Genomic DNA, 20,616 nt, shown 5'->3' on the forward strand with positions numbered 1-20,616 from the left:
GTTTTAGGTTTAATGGCAGCTTTGCGCTGCAGTGATTTCCGGAGTTATTTCCATAGGGGAGAGGTATGGAATTCCGAGTCCCATTCCTCTAAGTATAAATAGCAATCCCATTATTACCACAAAAACAGGAACTGCTTTTCTAATTTTTGATCTCAGGTTAAGGTTAATAAAGTTTCCCAGGTAGATTGTGGCAGTCATTAAAGGCACCGTGCCAAGGCCAAAAAGCGCCATATATAAACTGCCTTCTAAAGCCGTTCCCGAAGCGATAGCTCCAAAAACTGCCATATAAACCAGTCCGCAGGGGAGAAATCCATTTAAAAATCCGATGGTATAAAAAGTGTCGGGAGATTTTTGTTTTAGCTGTTTACCCAGGTTGCTTTTTACTTTTGAAACAATTTTGAAGATAAATTTTGAACCATTGTATTTACTGAATTTTTTATACGGAATAAGAATTACTAAAATCATTAAAACTCCCACTAAAATTGAAAGTTGCTGTTGAAGCCCAAACAATCTGAAACTTTTGCCGAGCAAGCCAAATAGAATACCAATAAGGGCGTAGGAACTTATCCTTCCAAAATGATAAAGGGAAATTTGGCCAAGTTTTTTTAAGTTGTTTTTATGATCTACCGGCAGTAAAAATGCAATAGGACCGCACATTCCCACACAGTGGAAACTTCCTAAAAGACCAAATATTAATGCCGAAATCCACATTTAGTAAACAATTTCGTTTTTATATAAATAGGGCGTTTCTTCATATTCCCAGTGAATATTGATATTCCAACGCCCCTCTACAAGGTTTTTATCTGCAATAAAAATTTGATGGGATGTTAATTCTAAAGGAATATTAAAATCAAGTTTAGCATTAGAAGGGCGATAAAAATTTAGGTTTCCTGAAATTTTAGAAAGTTCTAAATTCTTAGGAAATTCCACGATCCATCCATCTTTTACCCTGCGATCACGAATGTTTTCTTCAAGGGAAAATGCATTATTTTCTGCATCAATTTCTTCCTGGTAATGCAGTTCTTTTTGGTAATACTCTTCAGTTACCAAATCGTGATCAAACTTTTTATCGGTAAGCATATTTATTACTAAATACATAATGAAACTTATAAAAAGTGCCATTCCAATTACAATTCCTGTTCCCCAGTTTATTTTCATTTTTTTATATTTTACTCTTAATCGAGATTTAATAATTTATGAGTTCTTATGCGCACTTTTATTAATTAAAACTGCGAGGTCCCATAAACATAGTGCTTGTTGTTTCTATTAACCTGTCACCACTATAAACCCCAATTTTCAGCTTTTCTTTTTCATCTTCCAATGCGGCCGTATGTATTTCAATAAAGAGTGTTCCCTCGGTTAACTCCTGTCCCGGCACGGTAATATTTGAAGTCTTTACCGGTTTTATTACTCCTTTGTGAGACAATAATCTAAATTCAATATCTTCAAAATCGGCTGTGGTTTTATTTACGAGTTTGTAGGTAAAAACATTACTCACCACGTTATCGGCTTTGCGTTCGTATAACTGCCCGGGTAATCTTAAAATCCTGGCTTCAACTTCACTTCTTATAAATAACATCCCAATCAGAACCGCGGTTAAGATTCCTAATACAATGCTGTAACCTTTTAACCTGGGCGTAAACCTGAATTTTGCTTTCTTTTCAATATTTTCTTCGCTGGCGTAACGTATTAAGCCTTTTGGAAGGTCTACCGCTTCCATCATACTATCGCAGGCATCTATACAAGCGGTACAGTTTATACACTCCAGCTGCGTACCGTTTCTAATATCTATTCCGGTTGGGCAAACCTGCACACATTGGAAACAGTCTATGCAATCTCCTTTTCCGGTTTCTGCACGGTTTTCATTTTTCTTGAATTTCGCCCTTCCTTTTTCCTTTTCTCCGCGTTTGTGATCGTAGGCTACTACTATAGATTTATTATCTAAAAGAACGCCCTGAAGCCTTCCGTAAGGACAGGCAATTACACAAACCTGTTCTCTAAACCAGGCAAATACAAAGTAAAATACCGCGGTAAAAATCAATAATGAAATAAAAGTGCTAAGGTGGTTTAGTGGGCCATCTGTTACGTATTGTATTAAGCGATCACTCCCAATTAAATAAGCGAGGAAAACATTGGCTATAAGGAACGAAATAACAAAGAATAAGAACCATTTTAGAGCACGTTTCCTAATTTTTTCGGCATCCCATTTTTGTTTTTCCAGGCGCATTTGTTTTCCGCGATCGCCTTCAATCCAGTATTCAATTCTGCGGAAAACCATTTCCATAAAAATGGTTTGTGGACAAAACCAACCGCAAAATATTCTACCAAAAGCTACCGTAAAGAGGATGATAAAAACCACCCCAATTACCATCATAATTACAAAAATGTGAAAATCCTGGGGCCAGAAAGGAAAACCAAAAATATTAAAACGTCTTTCCAGGATATTGAACATCATAAACTGGTTGCCGTTTATCTTTACAAATGGAGCGGCAAAAAGTAAAATGAGCAATACATAACTTACATATTTTCTATATTCATAAAATCTTCCAGAAGGTTTCTTCGGAAAAACCCATAGTCTTTTTCCCTGGTCGTCTGCCGTGGCTATTTTATCCCTGAATTTTTCCTGATTTTCCAAAATCTGTTCTTCTAAAATTTATTCTGAATCTGCTTCCCAAATGTCTCCTTCCGGTGCTTTAGCATCTGGAGGATTGGTTCCCTGCAGACTTAAAACATAGCTGGATACCTGGGCTATTTCCTGTGCATTCAACTCAGATTTCCAGGCCACCATTCCTTTTCCGTCACGGCCACCTTCAGAAACTGTTTGAAAAACATTGCTAATTCCGCCTCCAAGAATCCAATGATCATCGGTAAGGTTAGGACCAATAGCGCCACCACCATCGGCGCGGTGACAAGCCATACAGCTTGCCATATAAATGGTTTCTCCCGCTTCTAAATCGGCAGCATCAGTTAGCAATTCTACTGAAGAAGCATCTATAAGATCTGGATTAGCAGCTTTATAAGCTTCAATTTCTTCTTCGGCTTCGGCAACGGCAGCCAGGTATTCTTCAGTTTGATTTTCCCCATCAAAAATGTGGTAGTAAGCCATATACACAAAGGCAAATACAATGCTTACGTAAAACCCATAAAGCCACCAGGCGGGAAGATCGTTGTCCAGTTCTTTTATCCCATCGTAATTGTGATCTAAAAGAATTTCTTCTTCTTTCTCTAAAGGTTTCTGGTTCAGCATTTTCTTATAGAACTTTTTTAAGCCTATAAACTGCTTGTCGGAATTTTCAATTTTTAACCTGGTATAATGTTGCTGGGCTTCAGAATTAAGACTTTTAAAAACCATATTTTCTAAAGCAGCTATAGAGATTTCTATGGCTACAGCAATTACCAGTACTACACCTAAAATCCACCAAATAACCGGGTATTCTTCAATTGCCCAACCACTTTCGGTCTCAACGGTTAATTCTATTAATACGAGGGCAAGAATTAAAAACCCCAGAATTCTTAAATATCCTATCGTTTTCATAATTCCTGGTTTTCGGTATTAATATCTAAGGGTAATTTGCTAACCTCTTCTATGTCTTTCTTTTTTGCGGTAATTACCCATAAGAATAGCACTACAAAAAAGATGAAGAAAATGAGCAGGGAAATTAGCGGGTAGATCATAACCCCGTCTATACTTTCCATATGGCCTTTTACAAATTTAAACATGCTTAGTTGGTTTTAGTGGTTGATACTTCTGCATCTTTCGCATTAATGTCAGTTCCGAGGCGCTGTAAATATGCAATTAGCGCTACAATTTCGCGGTTTCGCATTTCTACGAATTCAGTACCGTTTTGTTCTGCAAATTCTTTTTCAGCTTCATAGGTTTTTACAAAATCGGGATCTGCGTACAGGTTTTTCTCGATTTGAGTTCCCTGTTCTGCCATCCATTGCTGGGCGTTTTCTATTTCTTCTAAAGTATATGGTACGCCAAGCTTGCTAAGAGCTCTCATTTTAGCTTCGGTATCACTTTTATCAAGCTCGTCTGTAATTATCCATTTATAAGAAGGCATAATAGAACCTGAAGAGGTACTCTGCGGATCGTACATATGGTTAAGGTGCCAGTTATCGGAATATTTACCGCCTACCCGCATAAGATCGGGGCCGGTACGTTTACTTCCCCATAAGAAGGGATAATCGTAAGCATATTCCCCGGCTTTGGAATATTCACCATAGCGTTCTACTTCACTTCTAAATGGCCTAATCATTTGCGAGTGACAACCCACACAACCTTCCCGAATGTAAATATCCCGGCCTTCAAGTTCTAAAGGAGTATAAGGTTTTACACTGGAAATTACCGGTACGTATTCATCTACCATTAAGGATGGAACAATTTGTACCGCGCCACCAATTAAAATCGCTATAGTTGCGAAAATGGTAAGTTTTACGGGTCTTCTTTCTAACCAGGAATGATAAGCTTCCCCTTTGGTCCTTTTTCGTGTTACTTTTTGCAAAGGAGCAGCTTCAGCTAATTCGTCTTCAACTGCACTTCCCTGCCTAACAGTTTGTACAATATTATAAAGTAAAATAAATGCACCAACTATGTATAAACTACCACCAATAGCACGCATCCAGTACATTGGCATAATAGAAGTAACCGTTTCCAGGAAGTTTCCGTAGGTTAGGGTTCCATCAGGATTAAATTGTTTCCACATAGATGCCTGTACAAATCCGGCAACGTACATAGGTAAAGTGTAAATAATAATACCTAACGTACCAATCCAGAAGTGGGCATTGGCCAATTTAATAGAGTAGAGTTTTGTCTTGAATAATCTTGGTACTAACCAGTAAACCATCCCAAAGGTTAAGAAACCGTTCCAGGCTAAAGCCCCCACGTGCACGTGAGCAATAATCCAGTCGCTAAAATGCGCGATGGCATTTACGTTTTTAAGCGAAAGCATTGGGCCTTCAAAAGTAGCCATCCCATAACCGGTAATAGCTACTACAAAGAATTTAAGAACAGGATCTGTACGTACTTTATCCCAGGCTCCACGTAGGGTTAAGAGTCCGTTAATCATCCCTCCCCAGGAAGGGAATAATAACATAACAGAAAATGCTACTCCAAGATTTTGCGCCCAGTCTGGTAAAGTTGAATATAATAAATGGTGTGGTCCCGCCCAGATATAAATAAAGATCAGGGACCAAAAGTGAATAATAGAAAGTCTATACGAATAAACCGGCCTGTTTGCTGCCTTAGGAACAAAATAATACATTAAACCTAAAAAAGGTGTAGTAAGGAAGAATGCCACCGCATTATGCCCATACCACCACTGTACCAAAGCATCCTGAACTCCCGAATAAATCGAATAACTTTTAAATGCAGAAACAGGAATTTCAATATTATTTACAATATGAAGCACGGCTACGGTTACAAAAGTTGCGAGGTAAAACCAAATAGCAACATATAGGTGACGCTGCCTTCTCTTTATCATAGTACCAATAAGATTGGCACCAAAAGCAACCCATACCAAAGCAATTGCAATATCTATTGGCCATTCCAGTTCGGCATATTCTTTAGAACTGGTAAAACCCATTGGCAGGGTAATGGCGGCTGCTACAATAATAGCCTGCCAACCCCAAAAGTTGAAATTACTTAAGAAATCACTCCACATTCGGGCCTTGAGCAAGCGCTGGGTAGAGTAGTAAACCCCTGCGAAAATGGCGTTCCCAACAAAAGCAAAAATTACCGCGTTAGTATGTAATGGTCTTAAACGGCCAAAACTTAACCATGAAATTCCGTCGGTAAGATCGGGAAATATAAACATAAAGGCGAGCAGTAGCCCAACACTCATACCTACTATACCCCAGAACAGGGTAGCCATAGTAAACTTTTTTACGATCTTATTATCGTAATGAAACTGTTCTACTTCCATAGTTAATTAGATTTCTTGTTTTTGGTGGAATTGGATTTATCAGATTTTTCTTTAACTAATTCATCATCAAAAAGCATCCTTACCGATGGTGTATAGACATCGTCATACTGTCCCTTTTTTACTGAAAAAATAAAGGCAACAAAGAAAATGAGGGCTACTAAAACACTTAATGCAAGTAAGAGGTAAATGATGTTCATTTAGAATGAATTATTTTCAGCAAACTTAAAGCGGTGTTAAAATTTAAAATATGATTGAAATCAGGTTTTCGTTAATACAGGTTTTAATTTTTTCCCGGCAAGGTTTGTGGCCAGGCTTGTAAATGCCACGATACTAATAGAACTTAGCGGCATTAAAATAGCGGCAATTACGGGCATTAAGTTACCGGTTACGGCGAAGGCAAGGCCTACTACGTTATAACAAAGACTTAGTACAAAACTCCATTTGATAATTTTTATACCCTTTTCTGAAAGTTTAAAATATTCACTCAATCTGGTAAGATTTGAAGCTTCCAGGATTCCATCACAAGCAGGGGAGAATACATTAATATTTTCTGAAACTGCAATCCCAACATTACTTTGGGCAAGTGCACCTGCATCGTTAAGTCCGTCGCCAATCATCATCACCGATTTCCCTTCTTCCTGAAGCTTTTTAATGAAATTTAGCTTATCGTCAGGTTTTTGATTGAAGTAAAACTTAGTATTTAAGGGAAGCATATTTTCAAGTTTTTCCTTTTCACCATCATTATCACCGGAAAGGATAAAGAGTTGCTTGTTTTCTTCTAACTCCTTAAATAAATGGGCAAGGCCTTCCCGGTAAGAATTCTTAAAAATGTAGCAACCTTTATATTCTTCATTACTACTTATATGAACCGCTGTTTTATTGAGTTCTTTAGTTTCAGTTTCGCTTTCTTTTACAAAAGAAGAGGAACCAATTTTCATTTTACTACCCTTTATGCCAGAGCTAATTCCTTTTCCGGTATGTTCATTAAATTCATCTAAACTTAGAATATTATTTTTATCAAGGATCTGATAAAGTTGCCTGCTTAGCGGGTGCCCAGATGCTCTTAAACTGCTGCTAAGCAATTGTTCTTCTTCAGCATTAAGTTTTAAACCTTCATAGAATACCTCGGTTTTTTTATTGGAAGTTATAGTGCCGGTTTTATCAAAAACAAGACAATCTATTTTTGCAATTTGTTCTATTACCCCCGTTTCTTTTAAGTAGAATTTATTTCTTCCGTAGATGCGCAACAGATTACCAAGTGTAAACGGAGTTGCTAAAGCAATAGCGCAGGGACACGCGATTATTAGAACCGCGGTAAATACATTTAATGCTATTGAAGGTTCGTAAATTAGCCAGAAAAGGGTTGATAGAAATGCTATACTTAAAACCCCAGCGGTAAATCGCTTGCTTATTTGATTGATTAAACTTTGAAACTGGCCTTTTCTGTCTTTTTTGAAGACTTCATTGCTCCAAAGTTTGGTGAGGTAACTCTGGTCTATGGCTTTTATAGCTTCAATCTCCAGTATTCCGCCTTGTTGGCGGCCACCGGCATAAAGCGTTTCACCAGACTCTTTCCTAACGGCTTCGGCCTCACCGGTTACAAAACTGTAATCTATATTCGCGCGGCCTTTCATTAAAACCGAATCTATAGGAATTAATTCGCCGTTTCTTATTAAAATTCGATCGCCGGGTTTTATATTATAAACCTGAACCTGTTCTTCTGTAATTTCTTTTGAAGCATTGATTTTTAATCGCGTTACCGCCATTGGGAAATAAGATTTATAATCCCGCTCAAATGATAAATAGGAATAGGTTTTTTGCTGAAAGAATTTACCCAGAAGTAAAAAGAAAACAAGTCCGGTTAGGCTATCAAAAAAGCCGGTGCCAAGATCGAGGATAATTTCTGTGGTACTTCTAATAAAAAGTACTGCAATTCCCAGGGCAATGGGAACATCTATATTTAGGATCTTTGCCCGCAAACCTTTGTAAGCTGAAATAAAATAATCTGCACCAGAGTAAAAAACCACCGGTAGAGAAAAAGCAAACATCAACCATCTAAATAAATGCTTGAATTGCTCCAGCCAGAATTCTTTAACTTCAAAATACTCGGGAAAAGAGAGAAACATCACATTTCCAAAAGCAAAACCAGCAACGCCCAATTTATAGATTAAGCTTCGGTCTACACGATGATCTTTTTCATCGTAATCTTTAAGAGAAATATAGGGTTCGTAACCAATTCTACTAAGAAGATATACGAGCTCTTTTAAACTAATTTTTTCTGAAGAAAAACTTATTCGTACAGTTTTCTTTGGAAAATCTACCTGTGCCGATTTCACACCTTTGTGTAATTTCCCTAAATTTTCCAGCACCCAAATACAAGAGCTACAGTGCATAGAAGGAATAAGAAAATTAACTATTTGGGTATTGTTCTCATTAAATTCCAGCAGTTTTTCGGTTATTTCCTCGTTATCAAGAAAATCGAATTTTCCTTCTGAAGCTCCGGGAGAAATTCCAGGTTTTTCCTGAATATCGTAATAATAAGTAAGGTCACTTTCGTTGAGGATCTCAAAAACAGTTTTACAACCGGTGCAACAGAAATCTTTTTCCTGAAAAACAATGTGATCTTCCTTACATTCTTCACCGCAGTGAAAACAGCTGTTCATTCTTAAATATTTTAACCGCAAATTTTTCGAAAATTTGAATCAGATAATATGATGGAAATCAGCTTTAAGATTAATTATTATTCATTTCCGGTTTTTCGTAAGTAGAAATATCCAATTAGGCCTGCAATTAAAGAAGCTGAAAGAATCCCTATTTTGGCCTGGGCCAGGTAATTTTCATTTTCAAAAGCGAGCTCGGTAATAAATAAAGACATGGTGAAGCCTATAGCAGCGAGAAAACCAATCCCGTAGACGTGTTTCCACTTTACTTTATGAGGTAAACTGGCAATCTTAGTCCAAACCATAAGCCTGGAAAAGAATACGATGCCAATAAATTTTCCAAAAATGAGTCCGAACATTACCCCAATCGTTACCGGGCTTAATAGTGCTTCAAAAGAAACATTCCCAAGGCTCACGCCTGCATTGGCGAATGCAAAAATTGGAAGTACCACAAAACTTACAAAGGGGTAAAGCGCATGTTCTAAACGTTGTAGGGGCGGCGTGGCATCTTCGGTTAAAGATGTAAATTTTTGTATAGTATGCGAAATATGGTCATCAGCTTCTTTCGGGTGTTTATTTCTATTTCTAAATTCCTCTTTAATTTCATAAGCTAAGAGTTTAGTTTTTCTTAGAAATAAGGGCGTATTAATACGTTTGGTGTTAGGAATTGCAAAGGCCGCTAAAACCGCTGCAATAGTAGCGTGAACACCCGAAAGTAAAATAGCCAGCCATAAACCTCCAATTCCCATAATTGCATAAAACAAGGTATTTCTAATACCAATTAAATTAGCGGTAGCCAGTATAAGTACAAAAACACCCGCAATAGCAAGGCTTTGTAAAGAAATATCTGAAGTATAAAAAAATGCAATTACCAGCACCGCTCCAAGATCGTCTACAATAGCAATTGCGGTTAGAAATACTTTTAGGGGAAGAGGAACCCGGTCTCCAAGGAGATAGAGAATACCCAGTGCAAAAGCGATATCTGTAGCCATAGGAATTCCCCATCCCGAAATTGAATCTACACCGGTATTAAAATAATAATAAATTAAAGCCGGAAAAATCATTCCGCCAATAGCAGCTGCAATTGGAAGTATAGACTTTCTAAAACTGGAAAGTTCGCCCTGTAATATTTCTCGTTTTAACTCAAGACCAATCATAAAAAAGAAAATAGACATGAGGCCATCGTTAATCCAATGCAACAGGTTTTTTCTAATTACAAAATCGTTAATTCCCAGGTGAATATATTGTTTCCAAAGATTGTGATACGCATCAGCCAGTGGTGAGTTGGCAACGATCATTGCAAGAATTGCAGAGAAAATAAGCAATAATCCAACTGAAGTTTTTTTCTCAATAAAGTTTTTAATAGGTAAGAGCAGGTAAATATCAAGGGGCGATTTTTTCATAATAACCTGTTTGTAAAGAATATTCAGTTAATAGGATTAGGTAAATTTATTGTCGTTTTCTTCATATAAATATGATTAAACTCAGTTTTACTGAATAATTGAAACTTAAATGTTTTAAAATCTGCCCTCACATCACGATTAACTTTTTAAAAGGGCTTTTTTTGGCTGAGGTAGGTTTGTGATAATTTTTGAATGAAGTTTAGTTTCGTCGTGTTTTTAATAGAGCCAAAAACAAAACTTTGCTACCTTTAACCTACAAAGTACGATTATGGTAAAAAGAATTACGCAAAGTTTACGTAGGCCAAAAATGAAATCTGTAAACCAACCCCCGGGAACTGTAACCTATGTTGGTAGAAAAGAATCTGGTGAAACCAGCCTGGAAGTTATAGATTATAATAAAGAGAATTATGAAAGGCATATTTCTTCTTCTACCGAAGATGCTTTTAAATTTGAAGCTGAAGACCGAATTACCTGGTTTAATATAGATGGTTTAAGTAATACCGCAGAGATAGAAAAACTGGGTAAATATTACGATCTACACCCGTTAATTATTGAAGATATTGTAAATACTACCCAACGTCCAAAAATAGATGAATATGAAGATTATTTGTTTATTGTGGCCAAAATGCTTTATCACCAGGACGATAAATTGGTAAATGAACATATAAGTTTTGTTTTAGGTAAAGATTATGTACTTACTTTTCAGGAAGCAGGAGGCGATGTGTTTGATGGTGTTAGGGGTCGCCTGGAAAAGGCTTACGGACGCATTCGTACTAATGGTTCAGATTACCTGGTTTTTGCTCTTTTAGATGCTATAGTAGACCATTATTTCCTGGTGGTAGATGAGTTAAGCGAAAAAGTAGAAAAACTGGAGGAACAACTTTTTGAAAGTCAGCCAAGTGACGATATTACTTATGAGATTCAGGATTTAAAAAGAGCAATTTTACGGGTTAGACGGGCAGTTTTTCCGCTTAAAGAAGTTATTTCCCGGTTTCAGAATTTAGAGAACGATCTCATAAAAACCCGAACCAAAAATTATATAAACGACCTTCACGATCATATTCTCCAGGTTTCAGAGAATATAGATTTATACCGCGAGATGGCCTGGGGGCTTATGGATATGTACATGACTACCATTAGCAATAAAATGAACGAGGTCATGAAGGTTTTAACCATTATGGCCTCTATATTTATTCCGTTAACATTTATTGCGGGAATATATGGGATGAATTTTGAATATATCCCCGAGCTGCAGTGGGAATACAGTTACTTTGTATTATGGGGAGTAATGATTGTTATTTTTCTACTTATGATCTATTATTTTAAACGTAAAAAATGGCTTTAATCAAATAAAATTATGATAAGATTTACGCTAATTAGTTTGGCCGTGGTCCTTACCACAACCTGTGCCGCTCAAAATGCTGAAATACCGGTTTACATAGGTACTTACACCAAAAAAGAAGGCCATGTAGATGGAAAAGCAAAAGGAATATTTCTAGCCTTGCAAGATCCTGAAAACGGAAGTTTGCATCCAGAAAAAACTGTGGCGAAAATTACTAATCCCAGCTTTGTAAAAGCTTCTAAAGATGGTAAAAACCTGTATGCGGTGAGCGAATTAGGTGGTGGCGATGCTGAATCTGGTTTTATTTATTCGTTTAAAAGGAATAGTGATAATAGTTTAGAAGAATTAGGAAAAATTTCTACCGAAAGCTTTGCGCCCTGCCATATAGAGATTGACAAAAGTGGAAATTATGTTTTTGTCTCCAATTATATGGGTGGCGTGGTTATGGTTTATAAAAGGGGAGAGGATGGAAACCTGGAAAAACAACAAAAAATTCAGTTAGAGAATCCTGGAGCCTCTCACGCGCATTCGGTTTCAATTTCTTCAGATAATCAAACCGCTTATATTTCTGATCTTGGAAACAATAAAATATGGATGTTTAATTTTAATGCAACAACCGGGAAATTAAGTAAGAAAGAAAAAGCTTTTTTACAATTAGAAGAAGGCTCGGGACCAAGGCATTTTAGTTTTTCTAAAGATGAAAACTTCGCTTTTTCAATGAACGAATTGAATTCAACGCTAAGTGTATTGAAAATAGAAGAAGACGGGAACCTGGAGATTATTCAAAATATATCAACGCTTCCTGAAGATTTTAAAGAAAATAATTCAGGAGCAGATATTCATTTACATCCTTCGGGGAAATTTGTGTACACTTCTAACCGTGGGCATAATAGTATCGCGGCTTTTAAAGTTGATAAAAATTCCGGTAAATTAAGCGTGATTGGTTATTACCCAACCAAAGGCGAAACACCACGTAATTTTGCGATTTCTCCAAATGGAAACTTTCTTTATGCAGCTAACCAGGATACTTCTACAATTAGCAGTTTTAAAATAAATATGAACACGGGAGAACTTGAAGAACATTTACTTCCCGTTGAGGTAATGTCTCCGGTGTGTGTAGAATTTGCTGAAAATTAATCAAATAAAAAGACCTCACTGTTTTTTACCGGTGAGGTCTTTTTATTAGTTCTAACGCATTAGATTCTGAAATAATTCAGAATAACCTATGATTTTCGAGCTTACTTCAATTACTTTCCTTCTACTTCCTCAATCACAAAAAAGCCATCATTTCCCTGAGCTTGGTATAATGGCATAAAAATACGGGCATCCCATTCGCTTTTTATTTCCTTGCCATTTTGTTTTGCCATTAGCTCTCCTTTTTTAATTTCCTGAAAATTTTCGTAGCCCGGTTCCATTTCAAATACATCAGAATCTTCAAGGCCGTGACGATGAACCAATTCAAAGGTTTTTTGATCTGGTGCATTTTTTTCAGCAAAACGATTTACACATTCTGGATAAGTTTCAATTTTAGAAAGATCTAGCTTGCAAGCTTCTTTTAAAGCAAGCCAGATCACTCCTTCATGATTTTCAACCGAGGTTTTATCTTCGTGTTGCCCGGCTTCAAAAACGAAACCCGTCATTCCAATTCTGCTTAAATAATGATCTATATCTCCGGTAATTATATCGCTAAATCCTCTTACTATAAAAGTGGGGAAGTTATGTGCCCATTCATCATTATCATTAACCTCCTGTACAGAAACGTAAGGTAAACTCGCCGATGAAGTGGTGTGGCAATCCAGGAAATAACGTTTAGTAAAATCTTCTTCAGGAAATTGCTTTAAAATATCTATAATTTCCCACATTTCCTTCTGCTCGTGGGTTTCAGATTTTTTCTCATCAATATTCTCTTCGGTCCAAACCCGGTTCAGGTCTTCATCTATATAGCGCTTATTCTGATTAAGCGCCTTGTGGTTTCCAGAGACTCCAACCAAAGTTCCTTCAATTTCAGGTTTCGTTTTCTCTAATTGTTTAAAAACTTCTTCCAGTGCCTTAACACCACTTGGCTCGTTGCCGTGAATGCCGGCAGTTACAAAAAGTAAAGGTCCTTTTTTATTGCTGGTATATTTCCCAATTATCCTGGGAATATGTTTTTCTGGTTTATTACTCATAATATCTCTTTTTCAGTTTTACTCGATAATCTATATTGAATGCTCTGAAACAGTTTACTATTCCATACAGGCAATTTCCCTGTTATCAAACTGGTGCCCGTAAAGCTCTTTGTATTCAACTTTTCGCTCAATGGCTTCAATTACCATTGGAGTGAAATCTGGTAAGCCTATGTCTTTAAAACGCTCCATCCCGCCCGGGCTTAACACGTTAATTTCTATCAATTTATCTTTTACCACATCCAGCCCAACAAAGAAAAGTCCGTCGCGGATAAGTTTTGGAGCGGTTAGATCTACAATACGTTGCATTTCTGGAGTAAGGTCACTACTATCGGCAGTGGCACCAAGTGCAAAATTACTTCGGAATTCTCCTTCACCACTAACGCGTCTAATAATAGCCTGTTTTCCATCTTTAACCATGACCCGTCCATTCATTAATAAAATTCGAACATCACCGTCTTTAACTGCCGGTAAGTATTCCTGGGCAATTACATAGCCATGCTGACTAATGGTTTCAATAATTTGATTGATATTTTTTTCATTTTCATCTATTAAAAAAACATTTTGACCACCAGAACCTTCCAGGGGTTTCAAAACAATTTTTTTATTATTCTTTTCCCAGAATTTTAAAATATCTTCTTTATTCCTGGTAATTAAAGAATCTGGTTTTATTTCTTGCGGAAGTTCTTCAAAATAGAGTTTATCAATAAATGCATTAGAGAGGGCATTAGCATCGTTTAAAACCAAAACGCCTTCTTGCTGAATCATTCTGCCAAAAGCAACCCCGGCATGTTCTGCCCATTCCCGCCCAGATTCTTCTTCGGTAGGGTTATTTCTAATAAAGAGTACATCCAGTTTATTGGCTGCTATAGTCTTTTTACGTGCTTTAGAACTCTGTAAAGCTTCCAGAAATTTAGCCGGAGATTTTGTTTTAGTATTTTTTGGCACCTGCACACTATTTATACTAATTGGTGCATCGTGATGAAAATTAAAATCACCAACTCCCATGGCATAAACCTCATGTCCTCGAGCGTGAGCAGTATTCATTAATAATACCGAGGTTCCACATTTTTCGTTTTTAATATCGTTTAATACAAAGCAAATTTTCATTAGGTTATCATTTGTGAAAGGGGAAGCCCCTCTCTGATTATGTTTAATTTATTGGTAACATTTTCGGTTAATAAATAGCTTGGGCGCAGTGCGCTCGTTTTTAATACTTTTCTTTCGGTTAATTCTTCAATTATTTTGGTGTGTTTTAATCCAAATTTTCCTGCTAATAGCGGTTCATATTCCCCGCCATTTTGTAAGTGATCGCGAAGTTGAACCAATCCTTTTAAATAAATTATATCTTTTAGAAATCCGCCGCCCTGCATAATCCTGGAAGTAATATTAAAAGCTCTTTCGGCGGTAAATCCATAATCCATTTTTAATAAACGGAACAACTGCGGAAACTCAGCGCCCTCCATTAATGCCGAACCAGCAATTACCCTTCCGGCTAAAGTTCTTAATCTATTTCCGGTAAGCCCGTCTACTAAAAATTCTGACATTACTGCAAGTCCTTCCTGAAGCGGATCGTAATCTGCGAGGCCACTGCTTAATAATTCTAAAGGTTGTCGTGTACCATTATAATAGGTTAAAACGTGTGTTCCCACCTCGTGTTGAATAAGGGCCGTGGCTTCGGTTTTATTCATTCTATAATCTGCAGGGATATAAAGTTCGCCTTTATTCACCATCATAATATTCACATCTTTACGAATGTGAACCTTACTTTTAAAATTTTCATCCTGTTCAGCAAAATAATCAAACTCCCGGCGGGCTAAGCTACTAAAGCCTTTTGCATCAATAAATTCAGCATCTTCTTCTTCGGCTACTTCGTCTACTTCCCTAAGTATTTGACCTGCTTCCTGACTTAATTTAGAGTCTAAACCTTTATAAAGTCTAATACTGTTATAAAAGAAATTAGAGGTGCCCCGTTCACTTAACATCGTGATTTGTTGATCCAGTTCTTCACGTTTCTCCCTAAAAATATGGGACATCGCAGGATCGTCTATTTCTTCAACTTTAAGGTTATAAAGTTCTCTTTTTAAAAGATCTGGGTCTATGGGAAGCAATCTATAGTGATAATCTAAAACCTTCTCATAATTACTTTCAAAAAAGGTTTGTTTTATATCCTGAATATTGGCGGGAGAAACCAACCATAAAAACTGGTAAGAGCGTTCTATTTTAGCGAGGGCTTTATCAATTTCAAAGACTTTTTCCTTTAAATGTTTTCTACCCAGGGCAAGATAACTGCCCACCCCACTGGAAGTTTGCACCCGCACATAATCAAATAATGCTTTATGTATACACGTAATTAGGTAATCTTTAAATTGCCTTAAAAAAACGGGGTAAACTTCATTATTTTCGTTCCGAAAAACGGGAGGAATTTCTAGCCCTACGATTACTGCGCCAGATTTCTTTGCCTCATCTATACTTAAAATATCCTCGTCTCCTTCGCGTTGACGATGGGGAGTATCTTTTATTTCGGCTTTTAAATAAAGTCCCGAAAATATATCGTTTATACTGTTAAGTTCTTTTTCTAATACTTTTACAGAACTTGGTAGCTTTTGCGCAGGGGCTTTAATGGTAAAACAATTATTGGGTTCTCCCGTATAGATCTCAAAAACCATGTAAGATTTAAAATCTGAAGAAAGCTTATCGGCCAGGGCATAGATTAATCTTTGGTAAGCTTCAAAAAACTTATTTCCAATTAAAAGGTAAGATGCTTCACTAATAATTATTCTTTCGGTGCCGGGATCGTCTTCTCTTTTTCTATAAACAACCAGGTAGGGTAAATTATCTTCTATATGAATTAAACCAGCCCCCGGAAGTGAAGCACTTATTTTGCCATCTTCTTCAAGGATTGTTAAAATTTGTTTAATTGATTTCTCCGATAATTCAGATATATTCAGCATTCTAAGTTTTTCTAAAGTTTTCTATTGAATTTTATTAAGATAAAACCACTGTGTATTAGCTAAATAAGAGCTATAATGTGGCTAAACAATATTTAAATTTAGAAAGAAAACTAAGGAAAACTAATGCATAAACTTACTTTGGGTTTTATTTAAGAATTCTAGTAAAGAATTACTTAAAGAGTGAGAAATATGTGCACTAAATGGAAATTTGAAGTGAAAACAAGAAAGAGCTTTAGTCTTTGTTAATTATTTCCTTTAGCTTCTTGTTCTGCTTTTATTTGTTCGCGGGCAGATTTAATTTCCTCTTTAGTTGCAGGCCCGGGCTTTTGTTCTTCAGCTTTTTCAGGCTCAAGGTTAAGTTCTATATAAAGAGGTAAGTGATCTGAATCTATAGAACTTCCCAGTTTAAAATCGGCAACCCTAAATTCTTCAGTGACAAATACGTGATCTAAAGACCATCGCATAATAAAACTGGAAGCATCAAAAGTATTATAAAAGCCACGGCCAATCCTGGTGTTTAGTAGACCACCAACATTTTGAAAAAGTGCCGTGGTAGAAGACCAGGCCACATCATTAAAATCTCCCGCTACTATTACCGGCAACTTAGAATCTTTTACCATAAATGCAATTTTCATCATTTCGGCATCCCTGTCTGAAGAAGAAGGATTATGCTGCGGCATTGGTGGCGTAGGGTGTATGGCGTGAAACATCACTTCTTCCCCAGAGCGTAATTTTAAAATACTATGGATGGAAGGTATGCTATCGTCTACTAAAAAACTTATTTCAGGATTTTTAAGTTCTAACCGGGAATAGAATAACATCCCGTAAGTATTGTCTAAAGGAACTTCAACTTTATAAGGATAAGAATTGGTTACTGCAGCAAGATCGTTTTTCCAGCGGGTATTGGTTTCAGTAAATAATAAAATATCTGGGTTTTGCTTTTTAATATCGGCTACAACCAGGTCAGGATTTTCATTTTTCTGAAGAACATTTGCAGTATAGAGGCTAAATTTATTACTGAAATTCTCTTCTGAAGCCTGGCCAACTTCATATTTTTTATGCGGAAAATAGGGATATATCTTTACAACCTGGAAAATAAAACAAGCCAGTAAAACAACCATAAAAATATAATCTTCGGCTCTTTTTATATCAAACCTTATAAAATATGCTGCAATTGCCGTGAGGGTGAGAAGCGTTAATTGTATGTGCAAATAATCAAAAATACGAATCCACCAGAAATCTGCGGCGATTAAAGGAACTAGGGTCATTACAACCGCGATAATTCCAAAACCCTGAAGAAAACCTTTTAAAGTCATATTTGTTTTTGTTTGGTGGCTAAAAGATAATTTTTATCCACTTCCAATCTAGGTTTAGGATAATAAAAATTAGCCTGATTCAAGCTTTTCAACTTAAATTTCGTCGGAAAAATTTACGAATTTTTATCTGGAGGGTTTTCTAAATTCGTCTTATTAAAATAATCCCTAATGTCATCGCCGGAAGGTGCTTCGAATAACTGAAGATCAAAGTATGAAACGGCAGCAATTATGTGGTCAAAAATATCGGCGGTGATATATTCAAAATTCTCCCAGCGTTTATCGCGGCTAAAACATAATACTTCTAAGGGTATCCCATGCTCGGTAGGCTGCAAGTGCCTTACAATAATATACATTTCTTTATGTACAGCCGAGTGGTTGTTTAAATAAGTATCAATATATTTTCTAAAAATACCCAGGTTAGTTTGGTTTCTTCCGTTTAACGGCAGGTTTCTGTCTATTTCGTTAGTAGTATTATAAGCGTTAATCTCATTTTGCCGGTCTTCCAGATAGGTAGAAATAAGTTGTATGTTCTTATACTTTTCAAATTCTTCAGGAGTAATAAATTTAACCGAATTCTGTTTTATAAAAACCGAACGTTTAATTCTTCTCCCGGGAGATTCTTGCATTCCGCGCCAATTCTGAAAAGATTCAGAAATCAAACTATAGGTGGGAATAGAGGTAAAGGTATTGTCAAAATTCTGTACCCTAACGGTTGCCAGGGTAATTTCGGTCACGGTACCATCGGCGCCGTATTTACTAAAGGTAATCCAATCGCCAATTCTTACAATATCGTTTACAGTAACCTGAATGGAAGCGACAAAACCTAAGATGGTATCTTTAAAAATTAACAGCAAAATTGCTGAAGCAGCACCCAGGGAGATTATAAAATTAATTACATCTTTCCCGGTAATTTCAGCAATAATAAAGATAAAGGCGAACAGCCAAACGATAATCATTACTACCTGAATGTAACTTTCTACCGGTTTATCTTTAAAAGATTCTAAGGTTCTTAGGTAGCTCTTGGTAGTGCGTAAAATGCTTCTAATTATCCATACAATAAGAAAAATGATATAGACATCTATCAGGAAATAAAAAGCCTTTATAGCCAGCGGAAAATCTACCAGAATATAAGGAACGGTAAGGTAAATTATAAATAGAGGAAGAATTTGCCCAATATATTTTGGGAAATTAGTTTTAATTAAAAAATCGTCAAAAGTAGTTCTTGTCTTATTACTAAAACTTTTAAAAGCTTCAATCACAAAAGTTTTAATCAGGTAATTTACTCCTATAATTATCAGGATTAATACCAGGATATTTAGCAGTAGATTAAGATACAGCGCGAGTGTTGGATTCACCCCCTGATCTATTAGAAAAGTTTCAAAAAGACAAATAAGATTTTTAAATCCTTCCTCTATATTCATAGTTTAAAGGTATTTTTTTTCTACGTAAAATGGTCCAAAAGGCACCAGGGAGCAACCAAGTATTATTAATAACTCTTTAAAATTCCAGTTTAGAGGTTTAAAAAGCCAGATGGCACCCATAACATAGGCGATAAAAAGAACACCGTGAGCCATCCCAACTTGTTGCACCATTTGTGGCATTTCCCAAATATATTTTAGGGGCATGGCTATAAATAATAATAGTAAAAATGAAAGTCCTTCCAGGATGCTTACATATTTAAAGACCGTTTTTTGCTTTTCCAGGGGCATAGTTTAAATTTTAGATTGCAAAGATAGGTTTTATAGAGAATCTGGTAATTTAGAATAGACATTTCCTTGAAATATTTAGCAGGGAATTAATATTTAAGGGGAAGGTTTAGCAATTTCATTTTTATTAATTTGCGTCTTAATTAAAATAAAAGAAATGAGCTCAAAAATATTGGTAACCGGCGGACTCGGATTTATAGGTTCTCACACGGTTGTCGCGCTTCAGGAACAAGGTTACGAAGTAGTAATTATAGATAATCTTTCAAACTCTTCTATAGATGTACTTGGAGGAATTACCAAAATCACTCAAAAAACTCCGATTTTTGAAAATTTAGATCTTCGAAATAAAAACCAGGTAAAAGAGTTTTTTGAAAAATATCCCGATATAGAGGGGGTTATTCATTTTGCAGCTTCAAAAGCGGTAGGAGAAAGTGTTGAAAACCCGCTATTATATTACGAAAATAACCTGGCTAGTTTAATTTATTTACTACAGGAACTTCAAGTAAAAGCAAACGCATATTTTATTTTTAGTTCTTCCTGTACCGTTTACGGCCAGGCCGATAGTTTGCCAATTACCGAAAACGCTCCCGTTAAAAAAGCAGAATCTCCTTACGGAAATACCAAGCAAATAGGAGAGGAGATTATTACTGATACGGCTAAAATAAATAAGAATTTTAAAGCGATTTCCCTTAGATATTTTAATCCCATAGGCGCTCACCCTTCTGCTGAAATTGGAGAATTACCCATTGGTACGCCCCAAAATCTAATTCCTTTTATTACGCAAACCGCAATTGGAAAGAGAAAAGAACTTTCGGTATTCGGAGATGATTATCCCACACCAGATGGAACTTGCATTAGAGATTATATTCACGTGATGGATCTTGCTAAAGCTCACGTGGTAGCTTTAGAGCGACTTCAGCAAAATAAAGAAAAGAGCAATTTTGAAGTTTTTAACCTGGGAACAGGAAAAGGAAGTTCGGTTTTAGAAGTGATTAATTCTTTTGAACGTTCTACCGGAGAAAAATTACCTTATAAAATTGTAGGTAGAAGAGAAGGTGATATTGTTGCAGCCTACGCCGATACCCAAAAAGCCAATGAAGAGTTGGGCTGGAAAACCGAGAAGCATTTAGATGAAGCTTTAAAAAG

At 36.4% G+C, this 20,616-nt stretch carries 18 protein-coding genes; 3 read left to right on the plus strand and 15 right to left on the minus strand.

Annotation, left to right across the window (positions count from 1 at the left end; translation table 11 throughout):
- Nucleotides 1-9 precede the first annotated feature (9 nt).
- The 9 genes from AACZ30_RS04815 to nhaA form a co-directional block, all read right to left on the minus strand.
- The gene (locus AACZ30_RS04815) at nt 10-711 is read right to left on the minus strand and encodes a sulfite exporter TauE/SafE family protein (protein WP_339648025.1); all 702 of its coding nucleotides are present in this window, start codon (nt 709-711) and stop codon (nt 10-12) included.
- Nucleotides 712-1,158, minus strand: a complete 447-nt coding sequence (locus AACZ30_RS04820) for a FixH family protein (RefSeq protein ID WP_339648027.1) — start codon at nt 1,156-1,158, stop codon at nt 712-714.
- Nucleotides 1,159-1,219: 61 nt separating this feature from the next.
- Nucleotides 1,220-2,638 carry a cytochrome c oxidase accessory protein CcoG gene (ccoG, locus tag AACZ30_RS04825; RefSeq protein WP_339648046.1) on the minus strand — a complete coding sequence of 473 codons (1,419 nt, stop codon included), beginning with the start codon at nt 2,636-2,638 and terminating at the stop codon, nt 1,220-1,222.
- 15 nt (nt 2,639-2,653) lie between these two features.
- Entirely contained in the window at nt 2,654-3,535 is an 882-nt protein-coding gene (locus tag AACZ30_RS04830) for a cbb3-type cytochrome c oxidase N-terminal domain-containing protein (protein ID WP_339648028.1), read from the minus strand.
- Nucleotides 3,532-3,720, minus strand: coding sequence for a cytochrome C oxidase subunit IV (locus AACZ30_RS04835; RefSeq protein ID WP_075326796.1), 189 nt, complete (start codon nt 3,718-3,720; stop codon nt 3,532-3,534). Before AACZ30_RS04835 ends, AACZ30_RS04830 begins: the two co-directional genes overlap by 4 nt.
- Before the next feature lie 2 nt (nt 3,721-3,722).
- Nucleotides 3,723-5,924: a cytochrome-c oxidase, cbb3-type subunit I gene (ccoN, locus tag AACZ30_RS04840; RefSeq protein WP_093302622.1), complete on the minus strand. Its 2,202-nt coding sequence runs from the start codon at nt 5,922-5,924 to the stop codon at nt 3,723-3,725.
- 2 nt (nt 5,925-5,926) lie between these two features.
- Nucleotides 5,927-6,121: a cbb3-type cytochrome oxidase assembly protein CcoS gene (gene ccoS / locus AACZ30_RS04845; RefSeq protein ID WP_075326798.1), complete on the minus strand. Its 195-nt coding sequence runs from the start codon at nt 6,119-6,121 to the stop codon at nt 5,927-5,929.
- 60 nt (nt 6,122-6,181) lie between these two features.
- Nucleotides 6,182-8,587 carry a heavy metal translocating P-type ATPase metal-binding domain-containing protein gene (locus tag AACZ30_RS04850; RefSeq protein WP_339648032.1) on the minus strand — a complete coding sequence of 802 codons (2,406 nt, stop codon included), beginning with the start codon at nt 8,585-8,587 and terminating at the stop codon, nt 6,182-6,184.
- Nucleotides 8,588-8,664: 77 nt separating this feature from the next.
- Nucleotides 8,665-9,987 carry a Na+/H+ antiporter NhaA gene (gene nhaA / locus AACZ30_RS04855; protein WP_339648033.1) on the minus strand — a complete coding sequence of 441 codons (1,323 nt, stop codon included), beginning with the start codon at nt 9,985-9,987 and terminating at the stop codon, nt 8,665-8,667.
- A gap of 268 nt (nt 9,988-10,255) precedes the next feature.
- Here nhaA and corA point away from each other — a divergent pair, with 268 nt between their 5' ends.
- Together corA and AACZ30_RS04865 are read left to right on the plus strand one after the other, a co-directional pair.
- On the plus strand, nt 10,256-11,332 hold the full coding sequence (gene corA / locus AACZ30_RS04860; protein WP_093302629.1) for a magnesium/cobalt transporter CorA: 1,077 nt from the start codon (nt 10,256-10,258) through the stop codon (nt 11,330-11,332).
- A 12-nt stretch (nt 11,333-11,344) separates the two neighbouring features.
- Nucleotides 11,345-12,466 (plus strand): lactonase family protein, encoded by a 1,122-nt coding sequence (locus AACZ30_RS04865; protein ID WP_339648035.1) that lies wholly within the window; start codon nt 11,345-11,347, stop codon nt 12,464-12,466.
- A gap of 110 nt (nt 12,467-12,576) precedes the next feature.
- Here the strand turns inward: AACZ30_RS04865 and AACZ30_RS04870 are convergent, their stop codons facing one another.
- The 6 genes from AACZ30_RS04870 to AACZ30_RS04895 all read right to left on the minus strand — a co-directional run bounded on the left by AACZ30_RS04870 (nt 12,577) and on the right by AACZ30_RS04895 (nt 19,473).
- Entirely contained in the window at nt 12,577-13,497 is a 921-nt protein-coding gene (locus AACZ30_RS04870; protein WP_093302633.1) for a succinylglutamate desuccinylase/aspartoacylase family protein, read from the minus strand.
- A 57-nt stretch (nt 13,498-13,554) separates the two neighbouring features.
- Nucleotides 13,555-14,604: a glutathione synthetase gene (locus tag AACZ30_RS04875; RefSeq protein WP_079713200.1), complete on the minus strand. Its 1,050-nt coding sequence runs from the start codon at nt 14,602-14,604 to the stop codon at nt 13,555-13,557.
- The gene (locus AACZ30_RS04880; protein WP_093302635.1) at nt 14,604-16,448 is read right to left on the minus strand and encodes a tyrosine/phenylalanine carboxypeptidase domain-containing protein; all 1,845 of its coding nucleotides are present in this window, start codon (nt 16,446-16,448) and stop codon (nt 14,604-14,606) included. Before AACZ30_RS04880 ends, AACZ30_RS04875 begins: the two co-directional genes overlap by 1 nt.
- Nucleotides 16,449-16,690: 242 nt before the next feature.
- Nucleotides 16,691-17,764: an endonuclease/exonuclease/phosphatase family protein gene (locus AACZ30_RS04885; protein WP_339648039.1), complete on the minus strand. Its 1,074-nt coding sequence runs from the start codon at nt 17,762-17,764 to the stop codon at nt 16,691-16,693.
- A 113-nt stretch (nt 17,765-17,877) separates the two neighbouring features.
- The gene (locus AACZ30_RS04890; protein WP_339648040.1) at nt 17,878-19,185 is read right to left on the minus strand and encodes a mechanosensitive ion channel domain-containing protein; all 1,308 of its coding nucleotides are present in this window, start codon (nt 19,183-19,185) and stop codon (nt 17,878-17,880) included.
- Between the two features lie 3 nt (nt 19,186-19,188).
- Entirely contained in the window at nt 19,189-19,473 is a 285-nt protein-coding gene (locus AACZ30_RS04895) for a DUF3817 domain-containing protein (protein ID WP_075326808.1), read from the minus strand.
- 154 nt (nt 19,474-19,627) lie between these two features.
- Here AACZ30_RS04895 and galE point away from each other — a divergent pair.
- On the plus strand, nt 19,628-20,616 hold a 989-nt coding region (galE, locus tag AACZ30_RS04900), incomplete at its 3' end, for a UDP-glucose 4-epimerase GalE (protein WP_339648044.1).

It is taken from the genome of uncultured Salegentibacter sp., from assembly GCF_963972535.1.
GTDB lineage: Bacteria > Bacteroidota > Bacteroidia > Flavobacteriales > Flavobacteriaceae > Salegentibacter.

Bases quoted from the DNA above. Each gene is read 5' to 3' on its own strand.
- AACZ30_RS04815 (WP_339648025.1), bottom strand. From the start codon at position 711: ATGTGGATTTCGGCATTAATATTTGGTCTTTTAGGAAGTTTCCACTGT.
- AACZ30_RS04820 (WP_339648027.1), bottom strand. From the start codon at position 1,158: ATGAAAATAAACTGGGGAACAGGAATTGTAATTGGAATGGCACTTTTT.
- AACZ30_RS04830 (WP_339648028.1), bottom strand. From the start codon at position 3,535: ATGAAAACGATAGGATATTTAAGAATTCTGGGGTTTTTAATTCTTGCC.
- AACZ30_RS04835 (WP_075326796.1), bottom strand. From the start codon at position 3,720: ATGTTTAAATTTGTAAAAGGCCATATGGAAAGTATAGACGGGGTTATG.
- ccoN (WP_093302622.1), bottom strand. From the start codon at position 5,924: ATGGAAGTAGAACAGTTTCATTACGATAATAAGATCGTAAAAAAGTTT.
- ccoS (WP_075326798.1), bottom strand. From the start codon at position 6,121: ATGAACATCATTTACCTCTTACTTGCATTAAGTGTTTTAGTAGCCCTC.
- AACZ30_RS04850 (WP_339648032.1), bottom strand. From the start codon at position 8,587: ATGAACAGCTGTTTTCACTGCGGTGAAGAATGTAAGGAAGATCACATT.
- nhaA (WP_339648033.1), bottom strand. From the start codon at position 9,987: ATGAAAAAATCGCCCCTTGATATTTACCTGCTCTTACCTATTAAAAAC.
- corA (WP_093302629.1), top strand. From the start codon at position 10,256: ATGGTAAAAAGAATTACGCAAAGTTTACGTAGGCCAAAAATGAAATCT.
- AACZ30_RS04865 (WP_339648035.1), top strand. From the start codon at position 11,345: ATGATAAGATTTACGCTAATTAGTTTGGCCGTGGTCCTTACCACAACC.
- AACZ30_RS04870 (WP_093302633.1), bottom strand. From the start codon at position 13,497: ATGAGTAATAAACCAGAAAAACATATTCCCAGGATAATTGGGAAATAT.
- AACZ30_RS04875 (WP_079713200.1), bottom strand. From the start codon at position 14,604: ATGAAAATTTGCTTTGTATTAAACGATATTAAAAACGAAAAATGTGGA.
- AACZ30_RS04880 (WP_093302635.1), bottom strand. From the start codon at position 16,448: ATGCTGAATATATCTGAATTATCGGAGAAATCAATTAAACAAATTTTA.
- AACZ30_RS04885 (WP_339648039.1), bottom strand. From the start codon at position 17,764: ATGACTTTAAAAGGTTTTCTTCAGGGTTTTGGAATTATCGCGGTTGTA.
- AACZ30_RS04890 (WP_339648040.1), bottom strand. From the start codon at position 19,185: ATGAATATAGAGGAAGGATTTAAAAATCTTATTTGTCTTTTTGAAACT.
- AACZ30_RS04895 (WP_075326808.1), bottom strand. From the start codon at position 19,473: ATGCCCCTGGAAAAGCAAAAAACGGTCTTTAAATATGTAAGCATCCTG.